This is a genomic window from Streptococcus rupicaprae, assembly GCF_040545225.1.
GTDB classification, from domain to species: Bacteria; Bacillota; Bacilli; order Lactobacillales; family Streptococcaceae; genus Streptococcus; species Streptococcus rupicaprae.
On sequence record NZ_JBEPLO010000005.1, the window covers coordinates 15,463 to 27,953 of the forward strand.

General features: G+C 44.2%; 11 protein-coding genes. 4 read left to right on the forward strand and 7 right to left on the reverse strand.

Annotation, left to right across the window (positions count from 1 at the left end; all coding sequences use genetic code 11):
• Positions 1–125: 125 nt before the first annotated feature.
• Complete coding sequence (locus ABID29_RS03070; protein WP_354364319.1) at positions 126–2,855, reverse strand: cation-translocating P-type ATPase; 2,730 nt, start codon at positions 2,853–2,855, stop codon at positions 126–128.
• A gap of 261 nt (positions 2,856–3,116) precedes the next feature.
• Between ABID29_RS03070 and ABID29_RS03075 the strand changes: the two genes are divergently transcribed.
• The 4 genes from ABID29_RS03075 to ABID29_RS03090 all read left to right on the forward strand — a co-directional run bounded on the left by ABID29_RS03075 (position 3,117) and on the right by ABID29_RS03090 (position 4,263).
• Positions 3,117–3,299: a hypothetical protein gene (locus ABID29_RS03075; RefSeq protein WP_354364320.1), complete on the forward strand. Its 183-nt coding sequence runs from the start codon at positions 3,117–3,119 to the stop codon at positions 3,297–3,299.
• 112 nt (positions 3,300–3,411) lie between these two features.
• Positions 3,412–3,738: an IS630 transposase-related protein gene (locus ABID29_RS03080; protein WP_354364322.1), complete on the forward strand. Its 327-nt coding sequence runs from the start codon at positions 3,412–3,414 to the stop codon at positions 3,736–3,738.
• A 58-nt stretch (positions 3,739–3,796) separates the two neighbouring features.
• A complete protein-coding gene (locus tag ABID29_RS03085) occupies positions 3,797–4,045 on the forward strand; it encodes a hypothetical protein (protein WP_354364323.1) in 249 nt (82 codons plus the stop codon).
• Positions 4,046–4,050: 5 nt separating this feature from the next.
• Complete coding sequence (locus ABID29_RS03090; RefSeq protein ID WP_354364325.1) at positions 4,051–4,263, forward strand: transposase; 213 nt, start codon at positions 4,051–4,053, stop codon at positions 4,261–4,263.
• A gap of 365 nt (positions 4,264–4,628) precedes the next feature.
• Here ABID29_RS03090 and ABID29_RS03095 read toward each other — a convergent pair whose 3' ends face one another.
• The 6 genes from ABID29_RS03095 to ABID29_RS03120 all read right to left on the reverse strand — a co-directional run bounded on the left by ABID29_RS03095 (position 4,629) and on the right by ABID29_RS03120 (position 12,484).
• Positions 4,629–5,465 carry an energy-coupling factor transporter transmembrane component T family protein gene (locus ABID29_RS03095; protein ID WP_354364326.1) on the reverse strand — a complete coding sequence of 279 codons (837 nt, stop codon included), beginning with the start codon at positions 5,463–5,465 and terminating at the stop codon, positions 4,629–4,631.
• The gene (locus tag ABID29_RS03100; RefSeq protein ID WP_354364328.1) at positions 5,455–7,137 is read right to left on the reverse strand and encodes an ABC transporter ATP-binding protein; all 1,683 of its coding nucleotides are present in this window, start codon (positions 7,135–7,137) and stop codon (positions 5,455–5,457) included. Before ABID29_RS03100 ends, ABID29_RS03095 begins: the two co-directional genes overlap by 11 nt.
• A gap of 92 nt (positions 7,138–7,229) precedes the next feature.
• Complete coding sequence (locus tag ABID29_RS03105; RefSeq protein WP_354364330.1) at positions 7,230–7,673, reverse strand: GtrA family protein; 444 nt, start codon at positions 7,671–7,673, stop codon at positions 7,230–7,232.
• Positions 7,660–9,504, reverse strand: a complete 1,845-nt coding sequence (locus ABID29_RS03110; RefSeq protein WP_354364332.1) for a hypothetical protein — start codon at positions 9,502–9,504, stop codon at positions 7,660–7,662. Before ABID29_RS03110 ends, ABID29_RS03105 begins: the two co-directional genes overlap by 14 nt.
• Before the next feature lie 27 nt (positions 9,505–9,531).
• Positions 9,532–11,544, reverse strand: coding sequence for a DUF7657 domain-containing protein (locus ABID29_RS03115; RefSeq protein WP_354364334.1), 2,013 nt, complete (start codon positions 11,542–11,544; stop codon positions 9,532–9,534).
• A 4-nt stretch (positions 11,545–11,548) separates the two neighbouring features.
• The gene (locus tag ABID29_RS03120) at positions 11,549–12,484 is read right to left on the reverse strand and encodes a glycosyltransferase family 2 protein (protein ID WP_354364335.1); all 936 of its coding nucleotides are present in this window, start codon (positions 12,482–12,484) and stop codon (positions 11,549–11,551) included.
• Positions 12,485–12,491: the final 7 nt, after the last annotated feature.

Below are 12,491 nucleotides of genomic sequence, written 5' to 3' on the forward strand. Positions count from 1 at the left end.
ATGTAGATTCAGTCAGCATTCTGATAAGTATTAAGGAAGTGTCAATTAGCTTAGAAAGGTTATTAACAAGAGATTGACATCAATCAAGCCAACTCAGCTGTTATGTTAAAGTTGCGACAACTAATTTATTTCCGATTTTCTGGAAAAACCTTTCGTAAGATACTATTGGCCACATAGACAAGCCCTGTTGTCACCAGCAAGCCAATCCCCATATAGGTCCAGGTGCTGCTGGTCAGGGGTTCTGTGCCTAGTACTTCATTCATAGCAGGCAGGTAGACCGCCGCTAGCTGCAGGGCAGCTGACAGGATGAGGGCTCCAACCAAAATCTTGTTCCTAAAGAAGGCTGCATTGAAGCCAAAACCTTTTGGATTGCGGACATTGAAGATATGAAGCAACTGGGCAAAAGCCATAAAGGTAAAGGTGGCTGTCTGGGCATACTCTAGGCTGGCTTCCCTGACATAAGCCAACCTAAAGATGAGAAAGCTGGCTGTCGCGATAATGGCACCGCTGACCAAGATCCGTGTTAGAAAGGCCTTGTTCACCAAGCCACCAGATGCCCGACGGGGCGGCTGGTTCATGATGTCCTTATCTGCCTCTTCAAAGGCTAGGGACATGGCTGGACCAATGTCGATGACTAAGTTGAGGTAGAGGATGTGAAGGGCCTGAAGTGGCATGGGCAGGTTAAAGATAATGGTCAGGAGGACCACCAAAATCTCAATCATGTTACAAGAGAAGAGGAACATGACGTATTTCTTGATGTTGGCAAAAATGTTTCGGCCAATCTCTACAGCTGACTCGATAGTGGAGAACTGGTCGTCTGTCAAAATCATGGCAGCCGTTTCCTTAGCCACTTCTGTTCCGCGGATTCCCATGGCAACACCGATGTCAGCTCCGTTCAGAGCCGGTGCATCATTGACCCCATCCCCTGTCATGGCAGCAATGTGTCCTTCTTCCTGCAAGGACTGGACGATCTGCAACTTGTTTTCAGGTGAGACACGGGCAAAGACTGCTGTTTCTTGCACTTTTTCTGCGAAGTCTGGTTGATCAACCAGCTGGTCAATCTCCTTACCGGTCATGGTCTTATCATGGTTTTCAATCCCGATTTGCTCAGCGATAACGGAAGCTGTCTTTGGATGGTCTCCGGTGATCATCTTGACTGCAATACCGGCATTTTGGGCTGTGGCTACGGAATCCTTGACATCATCCCGTGGTGGGTCCATAATGCCAGCCAGACCATCGAGAACAAAGTTTCCCAGATAGGTCTCGAAAGTCTCCGCAAAGTCATTGGCTGCGACGTCTTCTGTCAGATCAAGGGAGGCAACAGCCAAGACCCGCATGCCTTCTGAGGCTAGGCTTTCATTTTGGGCCAACCAGTAGTCCTGCTGGTCACTTGGGATAAAGTCATGGATGAGGACATCTGGCGCACCCTTGACGACAATGCGCTGGCCACCATCAGATTGGACCAAAACAGCCATGTACTTGTGATCCGAGCTAAATGGAATCTCAGCCAAACGCTCCCAACCCTGCTCCTTGAAATCCGCATAGGTCAGGTCATTTTTAGCCGCTAAGACAACCAGAGAACCTTCGGTCGGATCCCCGATCATCTGGTATTCTTTTTTAGAGGTGTCATCGGATTGGTCTTCTGCCAGGCGTAGCTGGGCGTTTGAGGCCAACAATCCATGAATGATGAAACGCGCCAGTTTGTCCTCTGACAAGTCCGACTGGAGAGCCGTTTTTAAGTCAAGATCTTGTTTTTCCTTGTTTTCCAAGACGTCACCAACTGGCTCATAGCCACGTCCTGTGACTTCTAGCTTGCGGTCATCCGCCAGACGAATCCGCTCCACCGTCATCTGGTTTTCCGTCAGGGTCCCTGTCTTGTCACTGGCGATCACAGTTGTGGATCCCAAGGTCTCCACCGCAGACAGGGATTTGACCAAGGCCTTTTGCTCAGACATCATCCGCATGCCGCGAGATAGAGTGATGGTAGATACCGCTGGCAGGGCCTCTGGAATAGCCGCAATGGCAAGGATAATGGCAATGTGAAGGATATGGACCATGTCCTGCCCCTTGATGAGGCCGACCACGATGACCAAGAGCGCTGCTGCTAGTGCCAAGAGAATCAGCACCTTACCCAGCTTCTTTAATTCCTTATCAAGTGGCGAATCGTTGGTCGATTTTTTGTCAATCAAGGAGGAAATCTGACCGACTTCGGTCTCCATCCCTGTCCCGGTCACGACTGCCTTGGCATTGCCTCGTGCAACGGCCGTTCCTGAAAAGACCATGTTGAGGCGGTCACCGATTGATTGCTCGTCCTCAAAGACTTGGTCTGCGTCCTTGTCCACCGGCTCAGACTCCCCTGTCAGGGCAGACTCGATAACGGCGAAGTTACTGCTGCTCAGCAAGCGGCCATCGGCTGAGATGGCATCGCCTTCTTCCAGAACCATAATGTCTCCTGGCACCAGTTCCTTGGACTCGATTTCCATCGTTTCTCCATTTCGGATAACCTTGGTCGTGGTAAAAATCATCTTTTGCAGGGCTTCCACAGAACCTTGCGCCTTCCACTCAACAAAGAATCCTGTTAAGACGGCAATCAACAGGGCTGCAAACACTGCGATAGCCTCGACCCATTCGCCCATAAAGAGGGACAGAATAACTGCTGCTCCTAAGAGATAGACGATAATATTGTTGATATTGTGCCAGAGGATTTCCCACGGTGACAGGTTTTCTGTCTGCTCTAGCTCATTGAGACCGTACTTTTTTTGGCGGTCTTGGACCTGCTCTTTCGTCAAACCTGTCTCGGTTGCATTCAACTGCTCTAAGACACTCTTACTCGTCGATTGATAGATCTTCTTCATTCCTACTCCTTCTATTTCTGACTAGACAAAACGCCTGTGCTCCACAAAAAGCATCAGGCGTTCGCAGTACTTATTTGTGTTAAAAATCATGGAAATAAAAGCTATTTCTGATGATTTTATATCATTATAGCATATTTTTTATACTTTTTCAAGCGCTTCCACTTTTGCCTTTTGTGACACTTGTTATCTCCTGTCATGACAAGACGGACTAGTCTACTTGCTATTTTCCGATAAACTAAGGACAAAGAAAAGAAATTTGATATGAAAAGAGCCTTAAAACCTACTGCCATCGCCTTTGTTCTCCTCTATGCCAGCTTTATCTTATTGGTCAAAAGTTGTAACAACTTCATGGCTACCATGACAAGCTATCTCTTATGGTCCTTGCCAGCTAGTCTGATCATCGGTTGCCTCTATGCCACACACTCTTCTCAGAAAGGAGAATGACATGACCACCACTAAACTAGTGACTAAAAACCTCTCAAAAGCCATCAAGGGCAAAAACATTCTCTCTGATATAGCTCTTTAGTTTTAAAATAGTATTTAATAAAATAGAAGTATGGCTTACGGAATTGATTTTAGAAAACGTGTTATCTCATATGTGCAATCAGGACACTCTAAACAAGAAACTTGTGCTTTATTTGGGATCAGCACCAATACCTTATATCTTTGGGAGAAACAATTAGAAAAAGAGGGACACCTCCATCAAAAATCACGTGCTCGTCCCCCTCGCAAACTCCCACTAGAGCAATTAGAGTGCTACATCCAAGAGCACCCAGATGCCTTTCTAAGGGAAATAGCAGAGCATTTCAACTGCAGTATCCCATCCGTCTGGGCAGCCCTGAAAAAGTTGAAGATGACTTTAAAAAAAGACAACAACCTATAAGGAACAAAATGCCGACAAGGTCAGACGCTACTTAGATGTCTTAGCGTGTTTTCCAGGTATGCCGATTATTTATATCGATGAAACTGGAATGGACACCTATCTCTACCGTCCCAGAGCGAGAGCCGTGAGAGGTCAAAAGGTTTATGCCAAGGTCAGCGGACGCCGATTTGAACGCCTTTCAGTAGTAGCAGGTCAAGTTGTTGCCCAGGTGGTCGCTCCTTTGTTGTACCATGGAACCATGACAGCAGATCTGTTTACCAAATGGTTTGAAGAGCAACTTCTCCCATCCTTATCAGTTCCCATGTGATTGTTATGGATAATGCGACCTTTCATCCTAAAAAACAACTCGATCAGCTGTCAATCGCTCACGGGCACTATTTTCTTCCGTTACCCCCTTATTCTCCAGAACTAAACCCAATTGAACAGTTTTGGGCTACCCTTAAAAGAAATGTAACGGAATTATTAAGAATATTCAGCTCTGTTCAAGAAGGCTTGGAATACTATTTTAAAACTAATACTAAATAAAATTCAAAAATAGATAATTTAGTGCATTACCGACTGATTCTCAAATAAAACAGTATTGCTTGATTTCCAAACGTCGCAATTAGATAAAAACCGCTTCAGTAGTTCACAGGACTGTTAGAGACTAGAAAACGTGGTGGCAGTAAGGCTAGACATGCTAAGATCAAGTAAACGAACCCTTTACCCTTCTATTTTTGATTTTAATTCAGTATAAACGACTATAAACTCCCAATAATCCAACAAAAACACAGCCAGATCAGTTTCACCTGCACGAAGGGAAACCAATCTAGCTGTGTATTTTTTGACCTGTTTAGCCAAGGGACATTGACTGACACTTTCTTCCCTCCTCAGACCAATCCTAGGTCATGTCAGACAAAGGGGTTGTAAAAACGACCGCCATTGTAAACAATCAGTGCCAGGGTCAAGACGACAATCAGGAGGCCAAGGGCTAAAACCAACTTGTCCAGACCAGACCAGACCTGGCTGATATACCAGGTTCTGACCTTATTTTTCCCAAACCGCCGAAGCTCCATGGCAGTCGAAATGGTATCGATCCGATTCAAGGAACTAAAAATCAAGGGCAGGACAATCTGTAGATTACCCTTGATGCGTTGACTCAGTTTGGCCTTACGAGACAGCTCCAAACCACGCGCTTCCTGACTCTTTCTGATCATGAAAAATTCTTCCTGCAAATCAGGAATATAGCGCAGGCTCAAACTCACCGCGTAGGCTACCTTGTAGGAAACGCCCAGCTGATTCAGGCTTGCTGCCAACTGACTGGGATGGGTAGTCATCATAAAGACGATGGCCAAGGGAACCGTGCAAAAATACTTGACGCCCAAGTTGAACAAATAGAAGACTTGCTCCGCTGTCAGATTAAAGCGTCCCCATCCCTCCCAGAGCACATGACGTGTCCCGTAAAGGGCAACCCCATACTCTGGGCTAAAAAGGTAGACAGTTACCAGATTGAGCAGGGCAAAGACACCAATAAAGCGCAGGACAAAGCGAACCTCACGAAACCGAATGCCCGAAAGCTGAACAATAAGGAGGCTCAAAGCCGCAATCAAGAGCAAGATTCTCGTGTCGTAGGTCACCATGGCAGAGATAGACACCAAGATAAAAAAGAGCAGTTTACTAGCACCCGATAGCTGGTACAAGACTGTGCCACCTGGTCGATAGCCAAGAAGATTCTGATTAGCGGCCATTGCTTTTCCTCCCTTTCTTGTAAAATGCTGTGAGAGCAATCGGATCCACCGCCAAACGCTGAGCTAGGTTAAAGATACTGGTCTCCCGCAGATTGGCCTTAGCAACCAGCGCCGCATCCGATAAAACCGCCAAGGGGGATTGGTTTGCTATCACCTGACCGTCTAAAACAACCAAACAGCGGTCACTATGTTCCAGCATCAACTGCATGTCATGGGTAATCATGACCACCGTGTGACCGGCCTCAGCCAAGTGGTCTAAGAAGGCCATCATCTCCTCATAATGGGCCTGGTCCTGGCCAGCAGTCGGCTCATCGAGCAGGATCACTTCTGCCCCCAAGACCAAGATAGAGGCGATGGTCACTCGCTTCTTCTGCCCAAAGGACAGGGCAGAAATCGGCCAATGCCGCATAGCATAAAGGCCACAGACCTTGAGCACTTCAACGACCCGTTCTTCTATTTCCTCCTCCTGCCAGCCACGCAGGCGCAATCCTAAGGCCACCTCATCATAGAGCTGGGTCTGGCTGATCATCTGATTAGGATTTTGGAGGACGTAACCAATTTTTTCGGCCCGCTCCTTGATCGAATCCTGGCTAATATCCTGTCCCTGCCACAGAAACTCGCCATCTGCCTGGATGAATTGGCACAAAGCCTTAGCCAGAGTAGACTTACCCGCGCCGTTTTTGCCGACAATCGCCAGGCGTTCTCCCTTTTTAAGGTCTAGGTCAATCCCCTTCAAAATCAGCCGGTTGTCATAGGCAAATGTCGCTCCGCGCACGCTTAAAAGAGGGGCAATAGCCTGCTCAGACTCCAAGGCCTCCACCTGCAAGTCAGGCTTTTCAAGCATGGACAAATCCAGAGCAGGGAGCTGGTCCAAGGGCTGGTCTGCAGCCATCGGATAAGCCAAATCGCGCAAGACCGACAAGTAAAGCGGCTCGCGAATCCCATGCTGAGCTAGGAGATCACTGGCTAAGAGCTGATTCGGTGCCCCGTTAAAGACGATACAGCCATCCGCTATCAGAACAATGCGATCCAAGTCCAGGGCCAGCACCTCCTCCAAGCGGTGCTCAATCACCAGGGTCGTCGCTCCCGTTTCTTCTTGCATCTGCTTGATTAGGGCAATGGTGTCCTGACCAGTTTGCGGGTCAAGATTAGCCAGCGGCTCATCAAAAAGCAGGATGGGGCTCTCATCGATCAAGACCCCTCCCAGACTGACCCGTTGCTTCTGACCACCGGACAGATCCTGAGGACGATGGCCCAGCAAGTCGCGCAACTCCAAACGTTCTGCCCAGCTAGCCACTTGGTCTTTCATGACCGATTGGACTACCATGTCATTTTCCAAGGCAAAGGCTAAATCCTCAGCAACCGATAAACCGATAAACTGGCCATCCGTGTCCTGTAGAACTGTCGAAACCAACTGCGATTTGTCATAGACAGACTGGTCAAAAGCTGGCTTGCCTGCCATCAAAAATTCCCCAGACATGGTTCCCTTATGGATAGCTGGGATAATGCCATTGAGCAATTGACCCAGGGTCGATTTCCCAGAACCAGAAGGTCCCGCAATCAACACCTTCTCCCCTTCCACAATCTCTAAATCGATCCCCTTCAAGGTCGGCTCCGCCTGGGCATCGTATTGAAAAGAAAAATTCTTAAACCTTATCATCGTTTCTTTCATCACCTCCTATTGTAAACTAAAAAGGCTGAATTGTCAGCCTTTTCTCCTCTTAAAAAAACCTATAGCCAGTTATAGTTTTGGGGTGGGGAGGTTTATTGACTTTCTGTTGGCCCTTTAAAAACAAACCACTTACTAATAATATAGTTCAATAAAACAATGAGAACCTGCGCAATTAAGGTTTCAATCAGATTGACCAAATCCAGTTGGTGATTGACAAATTGACCAATGATATGAGGGTATTTCTCAACCAAAAGATAAGCCAGGACTAGATCGAGCAGAAGAGTAAACAATCTTGCACCAACAAATTTGACGAAGCGTTGACTCCTCCCATACTTCTCCTGCCTAAAAACAAACCGATCATTAGTAAAAAAGGAAAAGACAATGGCTATGGCATTAGCCAAAACGGCTGATAATGTCGCTTGCCTTGAGACAGTGAAGAGCATCGTCCTAAATATAGTGTAAACCAATGTCGCTAAGACACCGAAAAATAGGTATGCAAAGACTTCACTTTGAATAAAACGTTTAATGGTTCCCATACCTCTCCCTTCTTGTCATACGAGTTGACCGTTCGTTCAAATTCGTATTTCTTTTTAAAAATGGACGGATAGCTGGCCAACCTAATCTTACTGCCATCCAACAGCTAAACAGGTTCGCTAGTGCAAATAGTAAATAAGATGATGAGGCATAAAAGCCAATCACAATATGATTAGGATCCGTTGTTATCCAACGTGAAAAGAGAATCACCACAAAAATATTTAAAAATCCAGTCAAGGCCATCCCGAGAATAATCAGAAGAATGGTTAAAATCTCCTCTGATAGTTTCCATTTCTTAGCGATGCATTCCTTAAGCAAAAGACAAAACCCTATAAAAGATAAGGGAACTGTAAGGATGGTGAAACTCTTATAAAGAGATACAATCCTTTGCTGACTCTTATAATTTTTTTCTCTTTGCTTCAAAATATGTCGGTTGCTAATAACATTGGTATTGGCAAGAGAGCTGAGTTCCTCATCATAGCTGGTAAAAGAACCATCAAATCCAAGTGTCTTCAACTGTTCTTCTGTTCTAGGAAGATCGGTCGATAATAAATGTTCAAAGAAGGTCATGTCTCCAGCAGTAAAATCTGGATAATCTAAGTATTTCTTCTCTAGGTCTGTGTGGCTATAAAATGCAATCTTCCAGGAAGCCTTCATACTCAAGATTAACGATTCCCAGATGTCTCGAAAATGAAAGGCTCCTGTTTGAGAGGAAAGATATAAACCAGGTTTCTTTTCGAGTTTTCCTGATTCAAAAGCTGCCGACAATTCTTCATAGACTTTTTTGTAGAAGTCATTTGTCTTTCGGGCATTATCCCGATAATAATCAACTTCAGACAGAGCATACCTCAAAGCCCACTGGCTGATATCGCCACGGATATCAGTATTTTCCCCAGCCCATAAGCCATAAGCGGACAAGATAATATCTTCTTCTGTCCTCATAGTTGGACTAGCTTCCAAAGCCATTTCAAAAGCTTTTCGAGAAGCCCAAACATGAGGATCCGTCGTCTGGCCATCATCGATTTTATATAGCAAGCTCATGACTTTCGGGGAATAGGTCTGGGTCTTATCATTCATGGCATAGATGCCATAATGATGATAATTAATCGACGAAACAATCGTGTTGATTAGCAAGATTCCCGAAAAAGGAAGAAGCGCAATCATAGACCGCATCAAAATTTTAGGAAGATTGTATCTATTTTCAAGCACCAGAGCCAAGATAATTACAAAACTCACCGCTGCTACAAATGGGATAATCCAGACCGAATCCTCTCTCAAAGTCCAAAACATACCGATGGAAAGAGCAGCTCCCATAGCCCACATCACCTGCTTAAAGATTGTATCATTACGCCTGATAAATAAAGCAATCATACAGGAAACAACCATTAAGAAAACCCACGGAACCAAGGCATTTCGATACACCCGATAGACAGCATCTTGATTGATTGGTGTAAAAATGACGATACTATAAAATAGCAAAAGTAACTTTCCACTTTTAACTAAAGGCGAGATTGCTCTTATAAAAAGATAGGAAGCACCAGCGATCAGTATGCCGTATAATACCCCATAAGGAATATGTAGCCACTTCCCTAGAGCCAGGAAAAAAGGAAAGCCAACATTTTTAACCAAGGTAGTATAAAAATATTTCTCACCCATCCACTCACCAGCTGCCATACTAGCTCCTAGCTTCATCTGCATGGTATCATCATAACCCGAAGTGACAAATAAAGCCCAGGGACTTCCTGCTATTAAGGCAATACGATAAATGGCAACAGCTATCAGCACTCCCCAGAATAAATAATGACGCTTAATTTTAAACCTTGAACTTCTCAATCGATTGCTCCCCCTTATTTTCTCCTCTTACCTATTCCATTCGTAAATTTTATTAGAATCCGAATCTTGGTATATTTCCTTAAACATTGAACCGAATAAAGCGGTCAAGTCTCTATCTGTCAAAACATAATCAATTCCAAGCCGTTCAAAATCTTCAAGACTTAGCTGAATCTCTAGAACATCAGGTGCTGGCCCCACAGAAATCTGCGTTCCAACATCGGATATGGATACATTCATATGTGCGTAACGATTCCACTCTGATTCAAAATCTCCATTAGGGTCCAAGATATTCATTAATTCCAAATCAGGATAGAATCTGACACTATTGATAGTTTTCGCTCCAAACATCTGAGGATAATTATAGGCTCTGGTCTCTGTAAGCCAAAGTCCCTCTTCATTTTCCTTGACTAGGGAACGAATCGTGTGTGTCAGCTTCTTATCTTCAATCACATCCAAGCCTTTAACAGTTGGATTAACCGTCATCCCACTAAGAGCAATAAAGGTTGTCATAATTAAGCTAAAGATAACTTTCTTTTTGAACAAACCAGCCAATACTACCACAAGCATCAGCCCTAGAAAGGCTAAAAGATACTTTTTCCCCATAAATCCTACAAAGTCTGTCCTCTGTAAGAAAAGGAATCCTAAACCAACTGCAACAACCGTAGCTATTAGAACAGAGAGCTTTGAGACTTTTCTTCTACTATTCCAAATCAAAGCAATAAACCACAAGGAAGCGAAAATACTCATTACGGACATGGCTTGCCAGGCGCGCCCTCCTGTCACATAGCTAAATAAGGTGATTTTAGCTACTGCTTCAGGAATCCCCACAATTGCAAATGTAGCTAATAACAGACAAAAAACTGTCACAAAGATTCCAAAGATGTTTTTGCGAATAGTATCCTTGCCGAGATACAACGGCATAGTTGGTAACAGAAATGGCAATAGTGTGACTGCTGATGAAGCCTCTACCTGATTTGTCCAAGTCGGGATTTTAAAGGGCAGAATAAAATTGAGCAATAGATCAGAGAGCCTTGAAATCTCTAGTTCTCCCCCAAGAGAGACTCTACTGCCCGGATAAACGGTGTTCATCGTCGCAGACAGGGCATCCAAACTCCGATAGAGGGTCCAACCCGCAATACTCGTCGCAGACAAAAGTGTCAAACTCATTATAAGGAGATCACTCCTTGAAACCCTTCGATTTCTTAGAGCTGAAATAAATTCTATCAGAAAGAAAGTTGCAATTAGGTAAGCAAATGGCACTTGGAAAGCAGGATAAATAACGAGTACAAAACCTATGATAGATGAACTTAATCCAACTGCCAAAAACAATTTCAAAGCTTTACTTTTCGTTAAAAAGTAATGATGAACCCCCACCATAATCGCTAAAGAAAAGAAGACAATATCTCCCAAGTGTTGCATGAACCACCACTGGATAGCAGGTGTAAAGGTTATCCAAAAGCTACCAATCACTGATAAGAAGCGATTTTTCTTTGTCAAAATCATGGCGAACTCAAATGATAAGAGCAACATGCCTAATAATTTGAAACACCAGTACCAGGACAAGCCTCTAGAAGCACCTAGAAAAAGAAATCCCCAATTAAATGGTTTTCCCAATATCGAAATATCTAAAACTGGCGAATTATAGGCAAGTACCATATTCATACCCGAAAGCCCATAAGACGGATTATTGAATTGATTGCCTGTAGATACCTGTGAAATGGCATAAGGAGTTTGAACCACCCATTCATCTGTCCGAATCATCCGTGGAACACCGACTATAGTCCCATCAGTCCGAGGAGGGATAGAAATCCAGTTTTTGACAATCCCTACCCATCCCAAACTGTCAGAATCTGAAAAATCATTAACCGTGGCATTTTTTTCTCCAGAAACCATCTCTGAGATACCAAAGTTGTTCCAATTTCCTATCGAGCTCCCGTGTAACTCAAAAGAGACACCAGTTATAAATAAAAGCAAAGCAATCAGATAACGCCATCTGAGCAAACTTTTGGCCAAATTCTTTGGAAATGATTCACCATTCACCACTTTAGTCCTTCTGTTTCTCATAATAATCATAAACCTTCAACTCATACTGCATACGATTTTGACGAACTAAAGTATCTAGGATAAAACCTGCAACAAAAGAGAGAGCAGCTAAAATCATGAAACCAGTTGCCAGTATTGCTGATGGCATTTTGGCAATCATACCCGTTTGAGCAAACTCACTGATAACGGGTAGGCCAAATAGCAGTCCAAACAGGAAGAAAATGAGGGTTACCAGACTGAAGAACAAGAGAGGTTTGTAGTCTTTAAAGAGGTTGAAAATCATTCGTAAAACCTTAAAACCATCTGAGAAGGTATTTAGTTTTGACTCACTTCCTTCTGGACGATCCTGATAATTAATTGGCACCTCAACCAACTTAAACCGCTTGTCCAATGAATGGATGGAAAGCTCCGTCTCAATTTCAAAACCAGGAGATAAGACTGGGAACGTTTTGACAAACAAGCGATTAAAGCCACGATACCCTGTCATGATGTCTTCGTAATTGCCTTTGTAAAGTTTATTGATTAAGGTTTTCACCAAGTGATTCCCAAAGCCATGAAAGCCACGCTTATTTTCCTTGGCATAGGTTCCATTAGAGAGACGGTCACCGATGGTCATGTCTGCCATGCCTGAGCGCAAGGGTTCAAGTAATTTTTCAACCTCTGCTGCTGGGTAGGTATCGTCTGCGTCAACCATGATGTAGTAATCCGCATCAATTTCACGGAACATGGAACGCACTACATTTCCTTTTCCTTGTCTAGGCTCAAAACGGACAATCGCCCCCGCTTCTCTAGCCAGCTGATTTGTCTTGTCTTTTGAATTATTATCGTAAACATAAATATCAGCTTGGGGCAAGTAATGCTGAAAATCTCTAATAACCTTTTGAATGGTTACTTCTTCATTGTAAGCAGGTAATAACACTGCAATCTTTTCTGTCATCTTTTGT